We start from the raw sequence: 20,582 nt of genomic DNA, 5'->3' as shown, positions 1-20,582 counted from the left end.
CGAACAGAAAGGGGAAAAATGATGGCTGACAAAGAATTTGAACTTCATGATGTTGTGGAAATGAAGAAAGCTCATCCATGTGGAACGAATGAATGGACGATTATCCGAATGGGGATGGATATCAGGATCAAGTGTAATGGCTGCAAGCACAGCGTCATGATCCCAAGGAAAGACTTCAGTAAAAAAATGAAGCGGGTGATCGCGAAGGCGGAAAAATGAAACATTGTAATCCGTCAGCAAACCCCCTATACTATAGAAGGTAAATTGGAACGGAAAATGAAATGAGATAAGGGAGTCGAATATACATGGCTTTAACTACTGGAATTGTCGGTTTGCCAAACGTGGGTAAATCAACATTATTTAATGCAATTACACAGGCAGGAGCGGAATCAGCAAACTATCCGTTCTGTACAATCGATCCGAATGTCGGCATTGTGGAAGTACCTGATCCTCGACTTGATAAACTGACACAAATGGTCGTGCCGGATAAAACGGTGCCTACGGCTTTTGAATTCACGGATATTGCGGGAATTGTTGAAGGTGCAAGTAAAGGGGAAGGACTGGGAAATCAGTTTTTGTCACATATACGTCAGGTCGATGCGATTTCGCATGTTGTTCGCTGTTTTTCTGATGATAACATTACCCATGTATCCGGGAGTGTTGATCCAATCCGTGATATTCAGGTCATTAACCTGGAACTCATTCTTGCTGATATGGAATCTGTCGAGAAGCGTATCGGAAAAGTCGAAAAAATGGCTCGTCAAAAAGACAAGGATGCCGTATTTGAATATGATGTCCTGGTTAAACTCAGAGAAGCATTTGAAGACGAGAAGCCTGCGCGAAGCATTGACTTCACAAAAGAACAGGCCAAACTTGTTCATGGGATGCATCTGCTCACGATGAAACCGGTGCTGTATGTGGCGAATGTGGGGGAAGATGAAATTCTTGACATTGACGGCAATGAACACGTGCAGAAAGTCCGTGCCTTTGCTGAGGAAGAAAATTCTGAAGTCATCGTCATTTCAGCCAAGATCGAAGAAGAGATCGCTGAACTTGAAGGGGAAGAGAAACAGGAGTTCCTTGATGATCTCGGGATCGCTGAATCCGGACTCGATCAGTTGATTAAGGCGGCCTATAATCTTCTGGGTCTTGACACGTTCTTCACCGCAGGGAAACAGGAAGTGCGTGCGTGGACGATTCGCAGAGGCACAAAAGCACCGCAGGCTGCCGGTGTTATCCATACCGACTTTGAACGCGGATTTATCCGTGCAGAAGTGGTTTCCTACGAGGATCTGACAGATGCAGGATCAATGAATGCTGCGAAAGAAGCAGGTAACGTGCGACTTGAAGGTAAAGACTATGTCATGAAAGACGGCGATGTTGTGCATTTCCGTTTCAACGTGTAAGAGTAAGACACACTATACACGCATATCCCTGCCCGGGCTCATCCAGCCTGGCGGGGATTTTTTATATAACGATCAGTCAACACCGGCTGTTTGAGAATCTCTAAAAAAGGCTTGTATGAAGGGTGTTCGTCTGCTATAATTATATCTTGCGAGCATTTGGAAAGATGATTTGCTCCTTGCTCTCTTCCACTACGGAAAGGGCCAAGTCCAAAAGGAGGTGACAGAACATGCGCAAATATGAAATCATGTACATTGTACGTCCTGATCTTGAAGAGCAGGCTGTCAAAGAGACAGTTGAGCGTTTCAACACGATCCTGACGAACAACGGCGCAGAGTTGACTGAAACGAAGGAGATGGGTAAAAGACGTCTTGCTTACGAAATCGAAGATTTCACAGACGGATTCTACGTACTTATTCAATTGAATGCGAACAAAGACGCATTGGATGAGTTTAACCGTTTAAGCTCAATCAATGATAACATTCTTCGTTCGATCATCGTTCGTGAAGACGACTGATGCAATACGTATAGAATACAGACAGGGAAACCTGAATTTGGTCAGGAGGAATCTGAATGATTAACCGTGTCGTCCTGGTGGGACGTTTAACAAAAGATCCTGAACTGCGTTATACAGCGAACGGTGTGGCGGTAACGTCCTTCACCCTTGCTGTGAATCGTCCTTTCTCAAACCAGCAGGGAGAGAGAGAAGCCGATTTCATCAATATTGTTGTTTGGCGAAAGCAAGCTGAAAACGTGGCGAATTTCCTTAATAAAGGAAGTCTTGCAGGCGTTGATGGACGAATTCAGACCAGAAATTATGAAAATAATGAAGGACGACGGGTTTTCGTGACAGAAGTGGTTGGAGAGAGTGTTCAGTTCCTTGAACCGAAAGGCTCCTCCGGCGGCGGACAGGGTGGTCAGCAGCGGTATGCACCGCAAAATGAACAGCCTGCAGGTTACGGTCAACAGCAATCAGCTCCGAACCAGTACCAAAATCAAAATCAGGGTTATTCCGGAAATCAGGGCCAGTCATCACCACAGCCTGATAACGATCCGTTTGCCAGTGATGGAAAACCGATCGATATCAACGATGATGATCTGCCGTTCTGATCAAGAGGCACCGTTCACCGCTTGAATGGGCCAATAATAAAGAAGGAGGGATATACATGGCACGTCGAGGTCGACCAAAACGTCGTAAGGTTTGTTACTTCACTGTTAACAAAATCACAAAGATTGACTACAAAGACACCGATCTTCTGAAGAAGTTCATCTCCGAGCGTGGTAAGATTCTTCCACGCCGAGTAACAGGAACATCTGCGAAGTATCAGCGCCAATTGACGCGCGCGGTTAAACGCTCCCGTACAATGGCATTGCTTCCATTTGTAACAGACTGATGATACAAACCCTCCCGCTTGTCAGCAGGAGGGTTTTTTAATACGATGGATAGGCGGTATCATCGATATCTTAACGAAAGCAGAGGATAGCCTATGGATTCACCATTATGGAGAGATACGATAAAAGCGCTTGTTACATATTTGATCTTAATGGCGATTGTTCTGTTTTTTCCGGTGATCGGACTGATAATAGCCCTGTTCATTCCGATGCCGCTTATGTGGCTGAGTTATCATCACGGCTGGAAGCAGGGAACCATTGCTGCACTGGTTTCATCGTTGTTGCTTTCTTTTCTGTTAGGGCCGTTTTCGATCGTCTTTACGATCCTTTTTGCCATACCCGGTATCCTGATTGGGTATTTATTTAATAAAGAAGCCCCGGCTTTTCTGGTCCTGAAAGCCGCAGGCCTCAGTGTTACGGCCGGTGTTGTCCTCCTGTATGTGGCAACAAATCTCTTTTTGAATATCGATCCTGTGCAGGCGTTTCAGAATGCCATGCTCGAATCAGTGGACACCTCGGAAGCAATACTTGACATGGTGGATCCTGCAGATGGTCTGGTCGTGGAAGACATGCGGGCATCGATCGAGTATTTCAGCGTTATCGCCCCTGTGGTGATGGTGATGATCAGCGTCACATATGCACTTTTGGTGCAGGTTCTTGCGGCTCATATTCTCAGGAAGGGCGCCAATGAGGTCCCCGGTTTTCCACCTTTTCGGGAATGGGGCTTCCCACAGGTGTTTATCTGGTATTACCTTGTTGTTCTGATGCTGGGGTTCGTTGGCTTTGAACCGGGCTCGCCAGTGTATCTGGCGGTTCAGAATGCCCTTCCGGCTCTGCAGCTGATTGTGGCCATTCAGGGAATGGCCGTTGTCTTTTACTATTTTCATCACAAGAGAAAGTCAGTGATTTGGCCGTTCCTTGTATTATTTCTTGTATTCCTTTTGCCGATTTTTCTGCAACTGATTCGAATATTAGGTATAATTGATTTAGGTTTTAACCTGCGTAAGCGAATGCGAGGAACCGATTAGGAGATGTGAATAATGCCAAACTTTTTATTGAAACGATGGCATGGCTATCACGTTGTCGCACTTGTTACAATTGCTTCGATACTGTCAGGGATTCTGACATTTTACCAGTGGCAGCTGGGCATTCTGGCATTTATAGCGGTGGCAACCATCATTGCTCTGACGATCCGGGCAAAGACGGAATTTGAACATGATTTATCGGAGTATATTTCGACCCTCTCCTACAGAATTAACAAAGCGGGGGAAGAGGCGGTAACACGGTTGCCGGTCGGGATTCTTCTTTACAATGAAGAACGGACGATTCAGTGGAGCAATCCGTTCATGAATGCGCTGATCAATGAACAGCTTATTGGCAGCCCATTGAAACACATGTCTGAAGAGCTGCATAAGGAAGTTGATGAACAGGAAAAAGAAATACATACGGATATTAAAGGCCGTGATTTTCGGGTTGTCCATTATCCGGATGAAAGATTGTTGTATTTCTTTGACGCCAGTGAGGAGTTTGAATATAAATTCCTTTATGAAATGGACAAAACGGTCATCGGTCTGATTTTTCTTGATAATCTCGATGAGGTGACCCAGGGCCTTGATGATCAGGTTCGCAGCAGGCTTTTGTCTCATGTGACGGACAGTCTGAATAAATGGGCAAAAACTAATGATATCCTCATACGCAGGACTTCTTCGGATCGGTTTATTGCCATTATGACCGAAGAGACGCTCGAGAGCCTTGAAGAAAACCGCTTTACGCTGCTTGATGAAATCAGGGAACGGACCGGTGAAGAAAAAGTGACCCTCACCCTCAGTGTCGGGATCGGCAGCGGAGAAGAGAGTTTACGCGAACTGGGCGCTCTTGCGCAGTCGAGCCTTGATTTGGCACTCGGACGCGGCGGGGATCAGGTTGCGATTAAAGAAAAACAGGGGAAAGTGCGTTTTTACGGCGGAAAAACAAACGCAGTGGAAAAACGGACCCGGGTCCGGGCGAGGGTCATTTCCCATGCCATCCGTGACTTCATCAAAGAGAGTGACCAGGTTTATGTGATGGGTCATAAAAACCCGGATATGGATTCGATCGGTTCGGCCATCGGTGTGACGAAAATTGCGGAAACGAATGGGAAAGAAGCCTTTATCGTCATCGATCCGGAGGATATGAATCATAATATTAAGAAACTGCTCGGGGAAATGGAAGGAAATGAACACCTCTGGTCAAGGTTCATTACCCCTTCTGAAGCGAGTGAACATGCGACATCAGATACGCTTCTTGTAGTGGTGGATACCCATAAGCCGTCCCTGGTGGTGTCACCCCGCCTGATTGATGAGGTGGAGCGGACCATCGTGATTGATCATCACCGCCGTGGCGAGGAGTTTATCAACGACGCCGTGCTCGTCTACATGGAGCCTTATGCTTCGTCTACCGCAGAGCTTGTGACAGAGCTCTTGGAATACCAGCACAAAAATCCGAAGCTCGGTGTACTTGAATCGACTGCGCTTCTTGCCGGGATTATTGTCGATACGAAAAGTTTTGCGATCCGCACAGGTGCGAGAACGTTCGATGCGGCGTCTTATTTGCGGAGCCGCGGGGCGGATACGGTTCTTGTGCAGAAACTTCTTAAAGAAGACCTTGCAGAATACGTCAAGCGGGCAAAACTTGTTGAGAATGCATATATTTACAGTAACGGCATGGCCATTGCAAAGGGTGCAACTGATGCGAGTTACAATCAGGTCATTGTCGCCCAGGCTGCCGATACACTGTTGACGATGAATGATGTTGTCGCTTCGTTTGTACTGTCGAAACTGAAGGATGGCCGAGTCAGCGTCAGCGCCCGATCCCTCGGGGATGTGAATGTGCAGGTGATCATGGAGAGCCTCGATGGCGGCGGTCATTTGACCAATGCGGCAACTCAGATTGAAGCGGATACGATCGAAGAAGTGGAAATGCTTCTGAAAGAGAAGATAGATGAATACTTTAATGACGGAGGGGATGCAACATGAAAGTGATCTTACTGAAGGACGTTAAAGGAAAAGGGAAAAAAGGAGAAGTGAAGGAGGTACCGGAAGGGTATGCCCGAAACTATCTGTTTAAGCATAATCTCGCGGTAGAGGCGAGTAAAGGAAACATAAAGTCCCTTGAAAAAAAGAAAGAAAGCGAAGAAAAACAGGCACAGCAGGAGCTTGAAGACGCGAAGAAGATGAAAAAAGAACTTGAAGACATGAGCGTTGAACTCTCTGCAAAAGCAGGAGACGGTGGCCGTCTGTTCGGAGCCGTAACAAACAAGCAGATTGCCGAAGAGCTCAAAAAAGCGGGATACAAAATTGACAAACGGAAAATTGAGATGGATGATCCAATCAGAAGTCTCGGTTACACAAATGTAAATGTGAAAATTCATTCGGACGTCACGGCAACTGTGAAAGTACACGTAAAAGAAGCCTGATTAACAGAGAGACCATCTGAGAACCTCGACGCAGGGATCAGGTGGTCTGTTTTACAGGCAGAGTAAATGGAGGGACGCAACATGGATACTTACAGCGATCGCACACCCCCGCACAGTCTTGAGGCTGAACAGGCCGTTCTTGGTGCCGTATTCCTGGATCGGGATGCCATGATCGCGGCTGCGGATAACATCGTACCGGAAGATTTCTACAGAGGGGTGCACCAGCGGATTTTCACGGTCATGATGGATCTTCACGACCGCGATGAACCGATTGACATCATTACCGTGACGGATGAAATGCACCGGCGTGAATGGCTCGAAGAAGCAGGAGGCGTATCCTTTCTGACGGATCTGGCCAACGCGGTTCCGACAGCTGCAAACGTCCGCTACTACGTGCGCATTGTCGAAGAGAAATCTCTGCTGAGACGTCTGATCCGAACGGCGACAAGCATAGCCACTGAAGGCTTTGAAGCCAATGAAGAAGTGGATATTCTGCTAAGTGATGCGGAACGTCGTATCCTTGAGGTCGCCCAAAAGAAGAATGCAGGTGAATTTATCGAAATCAAGGACGTCCTGGTGGAAGCCTTTGATAAAATTGAAACCCTGCAGCATCAACAAGGGGAAGTGACGGGGATTCCGACGGGATTCACCGAGCTTGACCGTGTTACAGCCGGTTTTCAGCGCAGTGATCTGATCATTGTGGCTGCGCGTCCTTCCGTGGGGAAGACCGCTTTTGCATTGAATATCTCTCAAAACGTAGCCACGAAAACCGATGAGAACGTTGCGATCTTCAGTCTTGAGATGGGCGCGGATCAGCTCGTCATGCGTATGCTCTGTGCGGAAGGCAACATTGATGCGCAGCGGCTTCGTACCGGAAGACTTGAAGACGATGACTGGCAGCGTCTGACGATGGCGATGGGGAGCTTGTCGAAAGCGGGGATCTATATCGATGACACCCCGGGCATCAAAGTGAAGGAGATTCGTTCGAAATGCCGGAAACTGAAACAGGAACGCGGACTCGGGATGATCATGATCGACTACTTGCAGCTGATTTCCGGAGATGCCCGTTCGAGCGAAGGACGCCAGCAGGAAGTGTCCGAAATTTCCCGTGAGCTGAAAGGGCTGGCGCGTGAACTCGAAGTCCCGGTTATCGCGCTTTCCCAGCTTTCCCGTGGGGTGGAGTCGAGACAGGATAAGCGCCCGATGATGTCGGATATCCGGGAGTCCGGCAGTATTGAGCAGGATGCGGATATTGTGGCGTTTCTGTATCGTGATGATTATTATGATCAGGAATCAGAAAATAAGGATACGATCGAAATCATCATTGCCAAGCAGCGTAACGGACCTGTAGGCACCGTTGAACTGGCTTTCGTCAAACACTACAACAAGTTTGTCAACTTGGAACGGCGTCATGATGAGAGCAATATGCCGCCTGGAGCGTAAACGCAAAAAACGAACACTAAAATGATTTGGCGTTCTTAATGTTCGGAAATATATTGACTGACAATTCAATTGCTGATAAACTGACGATGGTTAAAGGAAAATGATTAAACATCCAGCGGAGGTGTGGCACGTATGCCATCAGTAGTAGTTGTAGGAACCCAGTGGGGGGACGAAGGAAAAGGAAAGATCACCGATTATCTGTCCGAACAGGCAGAAGTCATTGCAAGGTATCAGGGCGGAAACAATGCCGGACATACCATTGTCTTCAATGATACGACGTATAAATTGCACCTGATCCCATCAGGTATCTTTTATCCGGAAAAACGGTGTGTCATCGGAAATGGCATGGTTATTGATCCAAAGGCACTTGTGACAGAACTGAAATATCTGCATGACCGCAATGTGAGTACGGATAATCTGATGATTTCCAATCGCGCACACGTGATCCTGCCTTATCATCTGAAGCTGGATGCCATGGAAGAAGACAGTAAAGGCGTAAATAAAATCGGAACAACACGAAAAGGCATCGGCCCGGCATACATGGATAAAGCAGCCCGTGTCGGTATACGGATCTGTGATCTCATGGATAAAGACGTGTTCCGGGAGAAGCTGGAAGTGAATTTACGGGAGAAGAACCGGATTCTTGAGAAACTGTATGACACAGAAGGATTCGATCTTGAGGAGATTCTTGAGGAATATTACGAATACGGGCAACAGTTCGAGAAGTATGTCTGTGATACGTCCGTTGTCCTGAACGATCATCTTGATGATGGCAAGCGCGTCCTTTTTGAAGGAGCACAGGGTGTCATGCTTGATATCGATCAGGGAACCTATCCCTTTGTCACATCATCGAATCCGATTGCCGGTGGGGTAACGATCGGATCCGGAGTCGGCCCTTCAAGGATCAATCACGTTGTGGGTGTGTCGAAGGCGTATACAACCCGTGTCGGAGATGGACCATTCCCGACAGAGCTTGATAATGAGATCGGGGAACAGATCCGTGAAGTGGGCCGGGAATACGGAACCACCACTGGCCGACCGCGCCGTGTCGGCTGGTTTGACAGCGTCGTCGTCCGTCATGCACGCCGTGTGAGCGGCATTACGGACCTGTCACTGAACAGTATTGATGTTCTGACAGGGATCAAGACACTGAAGATCTGTACGGCTTATAAATACAAGGGTGAGATCATCGAAGAATTTCCTGCAAGTTTGAAGAAACTTGCAGAATGTGAGCCTGTTTATGAAGAAATGCCGGGCTGGGATGAGGATATTACCGGCATCAAGTCCCTGCATGATTTACCGCGAAACGCCATTTATTATGTTGAACGTATTTCCCAGCTGACGGGGATCCCGCTGTCGATGTTTTCTGTGGGTCCTGACCGCAACCAGACAAATCTGGTCCGGGGCGTCTTCAGCTCCTGAGCGGAATGGATTCAAAAAACCGACCCTGTACATGTCCCGGAAGCCTTGACAGGCTTCCGGGATTTTACCTTGTCAAAAGAACGGTTTTTGAGTTACACTGAAAGTACAAAAAGATTGCAAATGGCTATTGCCTTTTGCATGCACACATGATATTATCAATCTTGTCGCTAAAAAGATTTTCCCTTGAGAGCCATTAGCTCAGTTGGTAGAGCATCTGACTTTTAATCAGAGGGTCGAAGGTTCGAGTCCTTCATGGCTCACCATGTTTTCTTTTTGTGGCCCGTTGGTCAAGTGGTTAAGACACCGCCCTTTCACGGCGGTAACACGGGTTCGAATCCCGTACGGGTCACCAACTAAATTTATCTTGACTTCTTCATTGAAATCAAGTAACATATATTTTGTTGGCCGCTTAATTTTTATATTGCCGCGGGGTGGAGCAGTCTGGTAGCTCGTTGGGCTCATAACCCAAAGGTCGGTGGTTCAAATCCGCCCCCCGCAACCAATTTTATTTTTTACATAAGTTATGTGAACGATTAACAAGGTCCCGTGGTGTAGCGGTTAACATGCCTGCCTGTCACGCAGGAGATCGCCGGTTCGATCCCGGTCGGGACCGCCATTTAAATAAGGCTCGGTAGCTCAGTCGGTAGAGCAACGGACTGAAAATCCGTGTGTCGGCGGTTCGATTCCGTCCCGAGCCACCACTTGTGCTGGCCTAGCTCAATTGGTAGAGCAACTGACTTGTAATCAGTAGGTTGGGGGTTCAAGTCCTCTGGCCAGCACCATGTATAGAAGTTCACCACTCATTTTGAATGAGTGGTTTTTTGTTGTCTGATAAATGGCTTCATGATGAATGTGGTAATTATTGGGATTATTGTTTTTTGTAATACGTCTGTAACAAACGAATCATGCCCAAAATGCGGATATGACGGGATTGATGTGGAAAAATGTCGAATGAGTAACGATCAGACTACAGTTTGTTTACTTTTCCGTGATGAATGACCTATACAGGATGATCTGTGATAGAATGACAGAGGCTATAAACAAAAGAAAACAGATATGAAAAAGGAGAATGACATGCTATGGGACAAACATTCATTTTCCGTAAAATAACGATCTCAATGGCAGGGCTTCTTTTTATGGCGCTGTTTATACCGGGGTTGGTATTTTCGGAAGACAACAATTTTGGTGAATTCGAGATGGATGAAATTTATCATGTGTATTATGGAGACGAGCGGCTTGGCGCTGTTCAGGATGAGGATCTGATAACGTCATACATAGAAAACAAACTCGCAGAAGCGGAAAATAACGATGAGCGTTTTACATATCGGCTGTCTGAAGAAGTGGAGCTGATTCCTGAACTGGTCTTCGAACTGAGAGGTTCCGATCAGGATGTGTTGGACTTGCTGGAAGAACGCGCTTCCGTCCAGGTCGATGCACGGGGACTGATGGTCAACGATGAAACCATTGGCTATGTGAGTGCAGATAAAAAGCCGGATGACATCGAACGGGAGATATTCCTCCGTTTTGTTGATGAAGAGGATCTTGAAGAGTATGAAGAATGGATCGACCGGGATGAAGCGCTTACTCTCAGTGAAGGAGACTCGGTGCTGACTGAGCTTTCTTTTGATGAAGAAGTCACCTGGTCAGAGGGACTCGCAGAGGCAGACGAGATTCTCGAGGTCGATGACCTGATTACGGTTCTCCTTGAAGGGACACTGGAACAGGACATTTATGAAGTGGATGAAGGGGATGTCCTTGGGACCATCGCCAGTGATCATGATTTGAGTACGGAAGAGCTGATAGCCATTAATGAGGGTATCGGGGAAAACACCGTACTTCAGATCGGACAGGAATTACATGTGACCGTCCCTGTTCCTTATCTGAATGTTCTCGTTGAAAAGGTGACAAAGAGTGAACAGACAATGACGCACGAGACCGTCACAGAAAAAGATGACGAGATGTGGAAAGGTGAATCCACCGTTCGTCAGAGCGGCAGTGACGGGAAAAAAGAAGTGGAAGAAAAGGTCGTTTATGTGAACGGTCAGGTCCAGGAACGCGAAATTATTTCCGAGGAAATAATTCAGGAAGCAGAAGACCGAATCGTCGTGCATGGTACGAAAACATCATCCTCAAGAGGAACGGGTGACTTGATCTGGCCGGCATCAGGCGGATACGTATCCAGTCAATTTGGCATGAGGAACGGCCGTATGCACAACGGAATCGACATTGCCCGGCCTTCGAGCTATGAGATCTATGCGGCCGATAACGGTGTCGTCTCTTCAGCAGGCTGGGAAAACGGCTATGGCTATACCGTACGCATTAATCACAACAACGGTATGGAGACCGTTTACGCCCATTTAAGGGACATTCATGTGAGTACCGGTCAAACGGTTGGAAAGGGACGCCAGATCGGTGTGATGGGGACCACCGGCCGATCATCCGGGATTCACCTGCACTTTGAAGTGATTCAGGGCGGCAGCCATCAAAATCCAATGAACTACTTACGCTGATCATGATGCAGAAAAGCTCTCCTTAGTGAGGGCTTTTCTTTTTTAGTGAATAAGCGCAATTTCAAACCGTCAAAGACGATGGGAGTTCCTCCCGTTTTGTTCAAAGAAGCGCGATCTGTGATAGAATGAAAAGGACAAATGACAAGATGAAGGGGTGTCGAGACGATGGAAAAACAGCTCATCTTAGTGGTTGATGATGAAAAACCAATTGCAGATATATTGAAATTCGGTCTTGAAAAAGAAGGCTTTGATGTCATGGTTGCCTATGACGGCAACGAAGCCGTTGAGAAGGCGAAGAAACACGTTCCTGCATTGATTCTTCTCGATATTATGCTTCCTTACCGGGACGGGATGGAAGTATGCCGCGAAGTCAGAAAAGAACATGATATGCCGATCATTATGCTCACCGCAAAAGATTCGGAAATTGATAAAGTACTCGGTCTCGAGCTCGGGGCCGATGATTATGTCACCAAGCCGTTCAGCACCCGTGAGCTTGTAGCGAGAGTCAAGGCGAATCTCCGGCGTAATCAGCGTTCGGCGGAAGACTCGGAAACAGGGACAAAGAATATTGATGTCGGTGTTCTGTCGATTCAGCCGGATGCCTATCTCGTGACGAAGCGGGGAGAGGCCATTGAATTGACGCATCGTGAATTCGAACTGATCCATTATCTGGCCCGTCATATCGGTCAGGTGATGACCCGCGAACATTTATTGCAGGCCGTGTGGGGCTACGATTATTTTGGTGATGTCCGCACGGTTGACGTGACGGTCCGAAGACTGAGAGAGAAAGTCGAGGACAATCCGTCAAGTCCGTTATGGATTGTAACAAGACGAGGTGTCGGTTACTATTTCAGGCAGCCTGATCAGGAGGGCTGATATGGGTCCATTTCGACTGTTTAAATCGATCCACGTCAAAATCGTGACGATTTATGTGTTGTTGATTCTTATTGCCATGCAGGTGATCGGGGTTTATTTTACCCAGCAGCTTGAAGATCAGCTTGTGGAGAATTTTTATGAAACGCTCGATGAGCGGGCCAATCTGCTTGCGTATAACGTCCAGCAGGAAATGAGCCGGGATGAGGATGAAGAGGAACAGTCTCTCCGTGTACGGACGGATAATGTACTCGGTGAGCTGTTTAATATGGAAAATGCGCAGGCCAGGGTTGTTGACCAGTTCAGCAACGTCGTTACCGTGACTAACCCTGAAGAGGATATCTACATCGGCCAGCGAACGACGAACTTCCGGATTATCCGTGCTTTAGGCGGCTCAACGGAAGAAGCGGTGCTCCGGAATGAGAACACAGGACACCGGACCCGTGTACTCGCAGTCCCTGTTGAGACGGAGGAAAATCAGGTGGTCGGCGCCATTTATATCGAGGCTTCAATGGAAGAGATCTACGAGCAGATGGCACAGACGAATCAGATTCTATTGACAGGTACGATGATTTCGCTTGTTCTGACGGCGGCACTCGGGATCTTTTTGTCGAGGACGATTACGCGTCCGATTGTGGAGATGCGGCGTCAGGCGGACTTTCTCGGTAAAGGGGATTTCTCTCAAAATGTTGAGGTGTACGGTGATGATGAAATTGGTCAGCTGTCCGCAACCTTTAACGAATTGACGAATAAACTTGAAGAAGCACATGCAACGACAGAAGGGGAACGGCGAAAGCTCAGTTCAGTATTGACGCATATGACAGACGGCGTTATCGCGACGGACCGGGAAGGGCAGATCATTCTCATGAACCGTCGGGCGGAAGAACTGACGGGTTATTCACAGGAAGAGGCGATTGGCTATGACCTGGTCGGGATGCTGAATCTCGCGCATTTCATGAAACTCTCCGACCTTTATAACATGGATGATCCGATTCTCCTTGATTTTGAACATCATGATGAAGAACTGATTCTTGAGGCCAATTTCTCTGTCATTGAAAAAGAAAACGGGCGTAAAAACGGTTTAATCGCCGTATTGCATGATGTGACGGAGCAGGAGCGCATTGAACAGGAGCGACGAGAGTTTGTTGCCAATGTGTCTCACGAACTGCGGACACCGCTTACGTCGATGAAGAGTTACCTCGAGGCGCTTCTTGACGGAGCTGTGAATGATTCGGATGTGGCTCCGCAGTTTCTGCAGGTGACGTCGAATGAAACAGACCGCATGATCCGGCTCGTCAATGACCTCCTGCAGCTGTCGAAAATGGATGCGCGGGATGATCATATGCTGATGGCGGAAGTGAATATCGTCAACATGATTCATCACGTCATCGACCGCTTTGAGATGTCGAATAAACAGGAAAACATCCAGTTCAGACGCAGGCTGCCGGATGTTCCGCTTTCCGTCATGGGTGATCGGGACAAGCTCGTGCAGTTGCTTGACAATATGGTATCGAATGCCGTGAAATACTCGCCGGAGGGCGGGGTGATCACGATCACGCTGAAACAGGAAAAAGAGCGGCTGATTGTGAGTGTCAAAGACGAAGGTGTCGGGATACCGAAAGAGAACCTCCCCCACGTCTTCGACCGGTTTTACCGCGTGGATAAAGCCCGATCAAGAAGCCTTGGCGGAACCGGACTCGGCCTTGCCATTGCCAAAGAAATTGTGGAAGTTCACGGAGGACATATTTGGGTATCCAGTGACTGGGGGAAAGGGACGACCTTTTTCTTCAGTTTACCGGTGAATCACGAGGCGGTGATGACAGATGATTGAATGGATCAAAACGGTTGTGCTGTTTATGATGATCATTACCAGTATGGTGCTGACATGGTTTTTGTGGACCTATCAGCCTGAATACGAAACGTTGGACGATCCATCGGGGTCTTATATTGAGATCGAAGACATAGGTGAGAGCCGGTCATTGTTTGAGCTGATCTTCCCAAGGGAGATTCTCGCTCATCAAGAGGACGACGTGGACTTACTTCTCGCAGGCAACGGTCTCTATGAAGGAATTCTGGAGGAAATCATGGATACAGAGTTTCATTATGTGACCGAACGTGCAGGGAACCTCGCCCCCCATCCGGATCACCGGTTTACGGGACTCGAGGTGGTCTTTCAGGAACCGCTGCCAGCTGATATTGTGTATGACGTTTTGGATTTCGAAGATGACAGTCTGCCATTTTCAGGACTTGATCGGATGAGGATCGTTGAGAATCCGTCAAGAATCGGGTCGGATGTGGTGGCGCAATTTGTGGATATGAATGAGGAGACCGTCTATGAGACCGATACCGATATGGGGCTTGGTCTCCTCGAAGAGTTGATCGCAGAAGGCAGTGAGGAACAGCGTCTTCGTGCAGAGCGATTTGTATTTACAGAGAGTGAGAATGATGAGTTTCAGAACGTACGCTATTTGCCATCGGACAGTTTCCTGATGGAGCGGGTTACGTATGAGACGATCGATTTGCCGGTGCAGTCATTCCGTCAGGTTCTGTTCGCAGATCCGGAATTTGTCAAAAATTATTATCAGGATTCTGAGCGGCGTTCGTATACGGATGGGAACCGGATGCTTGATATTGTTGACGGAGAGATGCTGCTTGAGTTCAGACAGCCTGAAAGCTTTGAGCGAACGGATCAGGTCACGCCATCGGTAATTGATGGCGCCAGGCAGTATGTTAACGGTCATTCGGGTTGGACAGATCAGTATTATTGGAACGGGACGAATGCAGGCAATGATCATGAGGATGTCTCCTTCCGGCTGCATGTCAATCAGCTGCCCGTGCTGTCCGGAAACGTTCCGTCTGAGGATCATTTCATGTACCGGCTGAGGCGCAGCGGATCACAGTTTACCGAATACACACGTCCTTTGTTTCAGCTTGCCGATGAACCGTTTGAGACGGAAGCGGCGGTCGAGCTTCAGGGGAGTATGCAGCTGTTCAATCAGATTGAAGAGTATGAAACCTTTCAGCTGAGTGAAGTGACAGATATACGGCTCGGCTATCAGATGAACCGTCACCGGTCTTTTGCCATCTTTGAACCGGTCTGGTACGCAGAGGTTCGTGGGCGCTGGATGGAGCTTGAGAATCTGACGCCGGAACCATCAGGAGGGATGACCATTGGACTGGAGTAAAACGAAGACGATCTTCATCATTACATTTCTGATGCTGAACATTTTTCTCGGCACCCAGCTGTATACGAAGGTAACCGGCAGCCATATGGGGATTCTCAGTGAAGAGACCCTGCCGGAACGGATCGAATCAAACCGCATCGAGGTCCTTGTGGATGATCCTGAACGGGTCGTCGAGGCGGGTCCTTTGACGGCGACGCCGAGGATCATGGTTGGTGCGATCAATTCCGGTGAACTGACCAGGCAGAGCCCGGAGCTTATTGACGACATGACGCTGTTTTCCGAACTCGATTCACCGTATAAACTCGTCGATGCGAACTTAACAGCGAGTGTGAATGCCTTCTTACAGCAGTATGTATACCAGGGCGAGCGATATGCCATTGCGGAGTATGTGGAGGATGAACAGATCATCGGCTTGTATCAGACGCACGAAGGACGTAAAATAGACGAGTACGATCGCGGCAATTTCCACCTGATTCTGAATGTGAACGAAGACTTTGCTGTGGAGTCCTATGAGCAGCGGGCATTAAACGTAAACGATCAGGGCAGGGATCAGGAGCTGTTGTCTCCGATGAAGGTCATTGAGCGGCTGATGAATAAGCAGCATATTGTTGTTAATACGGTCATTGAGGAAGCGGAACTCGGCTATTACAGTCTGCTTCAGGAAGAAGAGGCGGATTTTCAGGTGTATGTGCCGGTATGGCGCATACTCGCCAATAACCAGTACTTTTTTGTCGATGCACAAAAAGGTGATATTCAGATGATACAACCGTTGGAGTGATGACAGGTATGACGATGCAGTTCAGCGTACTGGCAAGCGGCAGTACAGGTAATGCAATCTATGTGGAAACCGGGGAGAAACGGGTGCTGATAGACGCCGGCCTGAGCGGCAAAAAAATCGAGGCTGCGATGAGCCGGATCGGACGGAGTCTGTCTGATGTGGATGCTCTTCTCATCAGTCACGAACACAGCGATCATATTAAAGGCGCCGGTGTCCTGGCAAGAAAATACAGTCTGCCGATTTACGCCAATGAGAAGACCTGGCTCGCGATGGACGGGATGCTCGGCAAAATCAGTCCGGAGCAGAAGTTCCATTTTCAGCGCGATGAGCGCCTGGCTTTCGGCGATCTCGATATAGAATCATTCGGTGTCAGTCATGATGCTGCGGACCCGATGTTCTTCTCATTCATGCACGGGAAGAGGAAGCTGACGATTTTGACGGATACCGGCTATGTCAGTGACCGAATGGCCGGGATGGCGAGGTCGGCGAATAAGCTGATTTTCGAATCGAATCATGATACAGAAATGCTGCGGATGGGCCGATATCCGTGGAGCGTTAAGCGCCGTATCCTTGGCGATGAGGGACATGTGTCCAATGTGGATGCCGGTGTTGCTTTGCACGAAATCATCGGTGAAGAACCGACGGATGTCTATCTGGCGCATTTGAGCCTTGATAATAATATGAAGGACCTTGCACGGATGACGGTGGAACAGACCCTGCAGCAATACGACCGACCCGTCGGTGATTCGATCAGGCTCTTTGATACAGATCCATATGAACCGACCCCGTTAAAAGTGGTTTGACCGTCAGAATTATGGGATACTCTATTAACAGGGCATAAAATTGTTGTAAGCCCATCATCGTAATGGACGATCACGATCCTCCCGCAGTAAAATGGCTGTATGGAGGATCTTTTTTTAAAATAATGAAGGAGGGGTTAAATATGGGCTATTATGATGATCATGCACCGCGCCCGGAATCCCGTCATGACAGAAATAAATCCGGCCGCGGGAAGACGGCGGTTGCAGGCTTTTTTGGTGCCGTTTTAGGCGCACTGCTGATTTTGTTTGGAGCACCGTACCTCGAACAGACCGGCTGGCTGTCTGCAGGCAATGACGATACGCCGGCTAATCAGGAGATCGCAGGAGATCAGGATGGCGGTTTGAGTCCGGAGGATGTGGAACAGACGTCATCGATTCAGCTCGAGACGAGTTCAGAAGTGATTAACGCGGTTGATCGTGTATCAGATGCGGTTGTCGGTGTTGTGAACATGCAGGAGTCCTCAGGATTTATGAGCCCAGGTGGTGAAGGTACCGGCTCCGGTGTCGTGTACAAGATCACCGAGAACCATGCTTATATCGTGACCAATCAGCACGTTGTGGAAGGGGCTGCTGTTGGACAGAGCGAGGTCGATGTGACCCTGACTGACGGGTCCCGGGTTCCGGCAGAGCTCGTCGGTGAAGACGTCCTGACGGATCTAGCTGTTTTGACCATCGATGCGGATAAAGTCGATACGGTGGCTGATTTTGGTGATTCAGATCAGCTTCAGGCAGGTGAACCTGCCATTGCTATCGGGAACCCGCTGTCTTTTGAAGGAACGGTGACCCTCGGTATTATCAGTGCCGTTGAACGAAGCCTTCCGGTGGATCTGACAGGAAACGGACAGACGGATTGGAACGCAGAAGTCATTCAGACGGATGCGGCCATCAATCCGGGAAACAGCGGTGGCGCCCTCTTAAATATTCAGGGGGAAGTCATCGGTATCAATTCCATGAAGATCGCACAAAACGCTGTTGAAGGGATCGGATTCGCCATACCGACATCCGTTGTGGTTCCGGTGATTCAGGATCTTGAGGAATACGGGGAAGTGCAGCGTCCGCAGATGGGGATCGTTCTCCGTTCCTTGCAGGAAATCCCGAGCTTTTACTGGCAGGACGCCCTCGGTCTCCCGGAAGACTTTGCCGGCGGTGTGTATATTGAAGCAGTCGAGCCAGGCAGCCCCGCAGATGAGGCGGGTCTTCGTGAAGGGGATGTCATCAAAATGATGGATGACACCGAAATTAAAGATGCCAATGACTTGAGGCGTTATCTGTATACGGAAGTCGATATCGGGGACACGATGACGATCACGTATTTCAGAGACGGAGAAGAAAACACGACGGAGCTCATCCTTGAAAGACAGGTCTTCTGACAGGATGAGTGAGAACAAGCAGTGGGTAACAGAGGTTGTCCACTGCTTCTCCGTGCACGTGAAGAAGATGGCATTAGGAGAGTGTGGATAACTGCAGCTGATCTGGTGATAACGAACAGATGCTGTAAAGGAAGGAATGACAGAAGTGATTACGTACTGTTGTGATGAACATCTGGATGAGGCGATTGAAGAATCCCTTGAAGATGGCGGTCTTCCGCCGGACATTGAGAAGCTGATTGACGGGGCCCACGGGGATGTGCGCTGTTTTATGTGTTTACAGCAGGCCACTCATAAAGTGGAACGGCCAGTCAAATAACGTGGATGAAAGTGTGGATAACCTGTGGGTAACCAGGGGTTATCCACATTTTTGTTGACAGGGGAAAGAGTGCTCTTATCTTTCCTTTGTGAATATCCACAGATCCATGGAGAGAGAAAAGCGCTATTCAGTGAGGAACCCGTGCTTTGTTATGTGTATATGTGGATAACTTCTGTGGATAAACTGTTGAAGAAGGGGGTTATCCACAATGCAGAGGGGTGCGACTGCGAATTATGGTAAAATGGGAGTGGATGAGAAACGAAAGGAATGATGATCATGCAGATCACGGTTATCAGTGTGGGAAAGATTAAAGATAAATACTTAAAACTGGGGATTGCGGAATTTGAAAAGCGGCTTGGACGCTACTGTAAGCTGCAGCAGATTGAAATCAATGACGAACAGGCCCCGGATCATTTGAGCGAGAAAGACATCGAGCTGATCAAAGAAAAAGAGGGAAATAAAATCCTCCAGAAGATCAAGACGGATCAGACGGTATTCGTTCTGGATATACAGGGAAAGCAGCGCACCTCCGAGGCGTTTGCAGCGGAGCTTGATCACCTGGTGCTGCACGGGAAAAGTCAGATCGCTTTCGTGATCGGCGGGTCGAACGGCCTCAGTCAGGACGTATTGAAGCGGGCAGACGAGAAGATCTCTTTTTCAAAAATGACCTTTCCGCACCAGCTGATGAAGCTGATTCTCCTCGAGCAGATCTACAGGGCGTTTAAAATACAGAAAGGGGAACCGTACCACAAATAATAGCGGTCAACGAAAGGAAGCGTCCAGCTCAAAAGAGCAGGACGCTTTATTTTTGTTCGTTCTCTATCCTCATTGCTTCCTCGGTTCATAGTTCAAATCTGTAAATAACTGTGTCCGTTCTTTTTTTGACAGGTCCCGCCATTGGCCGGGTGGGAGCTTCCCGAGATGGATATTCATAATCCGGGTTCTCAGAAGCCGCTGAACGTCATACCCGAGTGCGTCACACATCCTTCGGATCTGGCGGTTCAACCCCTGGGTTAACGTAATGTTGAATTCGTATTTTGAGAGTTTTTTTACCTTGCAGGGCAGTGTCGTTGTGTCGAGTATATCCACACCTTCTGACATCTGCTTGAGAAACTCGGGGGTGATCGGTTTGTTTACGGTGACGATGTATTCTTTTTCATGTTTATTTTCCGCACGGAGGATCTCATTGACAATATCCCCGTCATTGGTCAGGAGGATCAGTCCTTCGGAGTCTTTGTCGAGCCGTCCGATATGGAAGATGCGGAGGGGATGATTGACGAGGTCAATGATGTTCCCTTTGACTTTTCGTTCGGTTGTACTCGTGATTCCAACGGGTTTGTTTAATGCAATATACACATTCTCTTTGACGATGTGCACCGGCTCGCCGTTCACGATGACATCGTCGCCGGGTTCGACCTGATCCCCGAGCTGGGCCGGTTTACCGTTGATCGTGACTTTGCCTTCCTGGATTAATTTATCGGCACCTCTCCTTGACGTTTTGCCTGTTTCACTGACATATTTATTGATTCGCACGTTCATCACAACCTTATTTAAAGTTCAGTTTTCGAATCTGTGACTCGAATATACCGCAGTTTACGCTGAGAATCAAAATTC

Annotated in this window: 20 protein-coding genes and 6 tRNA genes; 25 read left to right on the top strand and 1 reads right to left on the bottom strand. The window is 48.2% G+C overall.

Features of this window, described 5'->3' with window-relative positions:
• Nucleotides 1-21: 21 nt before the first annotated feature.
• From BSEL_RS16770 to rlmH, 25 genes are all read left to right on the top strand, one after another.
• A complete protein-coding gene (locus BSEL_RS16770) occupies nucleotides 22-219 on the top strand; it encodes a DUF951 domain-containing protein (RefSeq protein ID WP_041582044.1) in 198 nt (65 codons plus the stop codon).
• Nucleotides 220-305: 86 nt separating this feature from the next.
• On the top strand, nucleotides 306-1,406 hold the full coding sequence (ychF, locus tag BSEL_RS16765) for a redox-regulated ATPase YchF (protein WP_013174198.1): 1,101 nt from the start codon (nucleotides 306-308) through the stop codon (nucleotides 1,404-1,406).
• A 227-nt stretch (nucleotides 1,407-1,633) separates the two neighbouring features.
• The gene (rpsF, locus tag BSEL_RS16760) at nucleotides 1,634-1,921 is read left to right on the top strand and encodes a 30S ribosomal protein S6 (protein ID WP_013174197.1); all 288 of its coding nucleotides are present in this window, start codon (nucleotides 1,634-1,636) and stop codon (nucleotides 1,919-1,921) included.
• Between the two features lie 56 nt (nucleotides 1,922-1,977).
• Nucleotides 1,978-2,514, top strand: coding sequence for a single-stranded DNA-binding protein (ssb, locus tag BSEL_RS16755; protein ID WP_013174196.1), 537 nt, complete (start codon nucleotides 1,978-1,980; stop codon nucleotides 2,512-2,514).
• A 56-nt stretch (nucleotides 2,515-2,570) separates the two neighbouring features.
• Entirely contained in the window at nucleotides 2,571-2,798 is a 228-nt protein-coding gene (gene rpsR, locus BSEL_RS16750) for a 30S ribosomal protein S18 (RefSeq protein ID WP_013174195.1), read from the top strand.
• Between the two features lie 93 nt (nucleotides 2,799-2,891).
• Entirely contained in the window at nucleotides 2,892-3,824 is a 933-nt protein-coding gene (locus tag BSEL_RS16745) for a YybS family protein (RefSeq protein ID WP_013174194.1), read from the top strand.
• A gap of 12 nt (nucleotides 3,825-3,836) precedes the next feature.
• On the top strand, nucleotides 3,837-5,810 hold the full coding sequence (locus tag BSEL_RS16740; protein ID WP_013174193.1) for a DHH family phosphoesterase: 1,974 nt from the start codon (nucleotides 3,837-3,839) through the stop codon (nucleotides 5,808-5,810).
• Complete coding sequence (rplI, locus tag BSEL_RS16735; RefSeq protein ID WP_013174192.1) at nucleotides 5,807-6,250, top strand: 50S ribosomal protein L9; 444 nt, start codon at nucleotides 5,807-5,809, stop codon at nucleotides 6,248-6,250. The genes BSEL_RS16740 and rplI overlap by 4 nt, the downstream gene beginning before the upstream one ends.
• Before the next feature lie 81 nt (nucleotides 6,251-6,331).
• Entirely contained in the window at nucleotides 6,332-7,693 is a 1,362-nt protein-coding gene (gene dnaB / locus BSEL_RS16730; protein ID WP_013174191.1) for a replicative DNA helicase, read from the top strand.
• A 132-nt stretch (nucleotides 7,694-7,825) separates the two neighbouring features.
• Nucleotides 7,826-9,115: an adenylosuccinate synthase gene (locus tag BSEL_RS16725; protein ID WP_013174190.1), complete on the top strand. Its 1,290-nt coding sequence runs from the start codon at nucleotides 7,826-7,828 to the stop codon at nucleotides 9,113-9,115.
• A gap of 187 nt (nucleotides 9,116-9,302) precedes the next feature.
• Nucleotides 9,303-9,378 (top strand) — tRNA-Lys (locus BSEL_RS16720).
• Nucleotides 9,379-9,392: 14 nt separating this feature from the next.
• Nucleotides 9,393-9,467, top strand: a tRNA-Glu gene (locus BSEL_RS16715).
• 73 nt (nucleotides 9,468-9,540) lie between these two features.
• Nucleotides 9,541-9,617: transfer RNA gene (locus BSEL_RS16710), tRNA-Met, on the top strand.
• A gap of 38 nt (nucleotides 9,618-9,655) precedes the next feature.
• Nucleotides 9,656-9,731 (top strand) — tRNA-Asp (locus BSEL_RS16705).
• A 9-nt stretch (nucleotides 9,732-9,740) separates the two neighbouring features.
• Nucleotides 9,741-9,816 (top strand) — tRNA-Phe (locus tag BSEL_RS16700).
• A gap of 5 nt (nucleotides 9,817-9,821) precedes the next feature.
• Nucleotides 9,822-9,897, top strand: a tRNA-Thr gene (locus BSEL_RS16695).
• Nucleotides 9,898-10,194: 297 nt separating this feature from the next.
• Nucleotides 10,195-11,625, top strand: coding sequence for a M23 family metallopeptidase (locus tag BSEL_RS16690; RefSeq protein ID WP_013174189.1), 1,431 nt, complete (start codon nucleotides 10,195-10,197; stop codon nucleotides 11,623-11,625).
• 165 nt (nucleotides 11,626-11,790) lie between these two features.
• Nucleotides 11,791-12,501: a response regulator YycF gene (gene yycF, locus BSEL_RS16685; protein ID WP_013174188.1), complete on the top strand. Its 711-nt coding sequence runs from the start codon at nucleotides 11,791-11,793 to the stop codon at nucleotides 12,499-12,501.
• A 1-nt stretch (nucleotide 12,502) separates the two neighbouring features.
• Nucleotides 12,503-14,329 (top strand): cell wall metabolism sensor histidine kinase WalK, encoded by a 1,827-nt coding sequence (gene walK, locus BSEL_RS16680; protein ID WP_013174187.1) that lies wholly within the window; start codon nucleotides 12,503-12,505, stop codon nucleotides 14,327-14,329.
• Nucleotides 14,322-15,683, top strand: a complete 1,362-nt coding sequence (locus BSEL_RS16675; RefSeq protein WP_013174186.1) for a YycH family regulatory protein — start codon at nucleotides 14,322-14,324, stop codon at nucleotides 15,681-15,683. The genes walK and BSEL_RS16675 overlap by 8 nt, the downstream gene beginning before the upstream one ends.
• Nucleotides 15,670-16,461 carry a two-component system regulatory protein YycI gene (locus BSEL_RS16670; RefSeq protein WP_013174185.1) on the top strand — a complete coding sequence of 264 codons (792 nt, stop codon included), beginning with the start codon at nucleotides 15,670-15,672 and terminating at the stop codon, nucleotides 16,459-16,461. The genes BSEL_RS16675 and BSEL_RS16670 overlap by 14 nt, the downstream gene beginning before the upstream one ends.
• 8 nt (nucleotides 16,462-16,469) lie before the next feature.
• On the top strand, nucleotides 16,470-17,264 hold the full coding sequence (locus BSEL_RS16665; RefSeq protein ID WP_013174184.1) for an MBL fold metallo-hydrolase: 795 nt from the start codon (nucleotides 16,470-16,472) through the stop codon (nucleotides 17,262-17,264).
• A gap of 140 nt (nucleotides 17,265-17,404) precedes the next feature.
• Entirely contained in the window at nucleotides 17,405-18,652 is a 1,248-nt protein-coding gene (locus BSEL_RS16660) for a S1C family serine protease (protein WP_013174183.1), read from the top strand.
• Between the two features lie 136 nt (nucleotides 18,653-18,788).
• The gene (locus BSEL_RS16655) at nucleotides 18,789-18,968 is read left to right on the top strand and encodes a CxxH/CxxC protein (RefSeq protein ID WP_013174182.1); all 180 of its coding nucleotides are present in this window, start codon (nucleotides 18,789-18,791) and stop codon (nucleotides 18,966-18,968) included.
• Nucleotides 18,969-19,244: 276 nt separating this feature from the next.
• Nucleotides 19,245-19,724, top strand: coding sequence for a 23S rRNA (pseudouridine(1915)-N(3))-methyltransferase RlmH (gene rlmH, locus BSEL_RS16650; RefSeq protein ID WP_013174181.1), 480 nt, complete (start codon nucleotides 19,245-19,247; stop codon nucleotides 19,722-19,724).
• Nucleotides 19,725-19,793: 69 nt separating this feature from the next.
• Here rlmH and rluF read toward each other — a convergent pair whose 3' ends face one another.
• Complete coding sequence (gene rluF, locus BSEL_RS16645) at nucleotides 19,794-20,507, bottom strand: 23S rRNA pseudouridine(2604) synthase RluF (protein ID WP_013174180.1); 714 nt, start codon at nucleotides 20,505-20,507, stop codon at nucleotides 19,794-19,796.
• Nucleotides 20,508-20,582 lie beyond the last annotated feature (75 nt).

Origin of the sequence: [Bacillus] selenitireducens MLS10, from assembly GCF_000093085.1 — a bacterium.
Lineage (GTDB): Bacteria > Bacillota > Bacilli > Bacillales > Salisediminibacteriaceae > Salisediminibacterium > Salisediminibacterium selenitireducens.
The sequence above is the reverse complement of the archived record's forward strand: the minus strand, read 5'-3'. Positions and strand labels throughout refer to the sequence as shown.

Excerpts from the sequence above, each read along its gene's own strand:
- BSEL_RS16770 (WP_041582044.1), top strand. The coding sequence starts at position 22 with ATGGCTGACAAAGAATTTGAACTTCATGATGTTGTGGAAATGAAGAAA.
- ychF (WP_013174198.1), top strand. The coding sequence starts at position 306 with ATGGCTTTAACTACTGGAATTGTCGGTTTGCCAAACGTGGGTAAATCA.
- rpsF (WP_013174197.1), top strand. The coding sequence starts at position 1,634 with ATGCGCAAATATGAAATCATGTACATTGTACGTCCTGATCTTGAAGAG.
- ssb (WP_013174196.1), top strand. The coding sequence starts at position 1,978 with ATGATTAACCGTGTCGTCCTGGTGGGACGTTTAACAAAAGATCCTGAA.
- rpsR (WP_013174195.1), top strand. The coding sequence starts at position 2,571 with ATGGCACGTCGAGGTCGACCAAAACGTCGTAAGGTTTGTTACTTCACT.
- BSEL_RS16745 (WP_013174194.1), top strand. The coding sequence starts at position 2,892 with ATGGATTCACCATTATGGAGAGATACGATAAAAGCGCTTGTTACATAT.
- BSEL_RS16740 (WP_013174193.1), top strand. The coding sequence starts at position 3,837 with ATGCCAAACTTTTTATTGAAACGATGGCATGGCTATCACGTTGTCGCA.
- rplI (WP_013174192.1), top strand. The coding sequence starts at position 5,807 with ATGAAAGTGATCTTACTGAAGGACGTTAAAGGAAAAGGGAAAAAAGGA.
- dnaB (WP_013174191.1), top strand. The coding sequence starts at position 6,332 with ATGGATACTTACAGCGATCGCACACCCCCGCACAGTCTTGAGGCTGAA.
- BSEL_RS16725 (WP_013174190.1), top strand. The coding sequence starts at position 7,826 with ATGCCATCAGTAGTAGTTGTAGGAACCCAGTGGGGGGACGAAGGAAAA.
- BSEL_RS16690 (WP_013174189.1), top strand. The coding sequence starts at position 10,195 with ATGGGACAAACATTCATTTTCCGTAAAATAACGATCTCAATGGCAGGG.
- yycF (WP_013174188.1), top strand. The coding sequence starts at position 11,791 with ATGGAAAAACAGCTCATCTTAGTGGTTGATGATGAAAAACCAATTGCA.
- walK (WP_013174187.1), top strand. The coding sequence starts at position 12,503 with ATGGGTCCATTTCGACTGTTTAAATCGATCCACGTCAAAATCGTGACG.
- BSEL_RS16675 (WP_013174186.1), top strand. The coding sequence starts at position 14,322 with ATGATTGAATGGATCAAAACGGTTGTGCTGTTTATGATGATCATTACC.
- BSEL_RS16665 (WP_013174184.1), top strand. The coding sequence starts at position 16,470 with ATGACGATGCAGTTCAGCGTACTGGCAAGCGGCAGTACAGGTAATGCA.
- BSEL_RS16660 (WP_013174183.1), top strand. The coding sequence starts at position 17,405 with ATGGGCTATTATGATGATCATGCACCGCGCCCGGAATCCCGTCATGAC.
- BSEL_RS16655 (WP_013174182.1), top strand. The coding sequence starts at position 18,789 with ATGACAGAAGTGATTACGTACTGTTGTGATGAACATCTGGATGAGGCG.
- rlmH (WP_013174181.1), top strand. The coding sequence starts at position 19,245 with ATGCAGATCACGGTTATCAGTGTGGGAAAGATTAAAGATAAATACTTA.
- rluF (WP_013174180.1), bottom strand. The coding sequence starts at position 20,507 with ATGAACGTGCGAATCAATAAATATGTCAGTGAAACAGGCAAAACGTCA.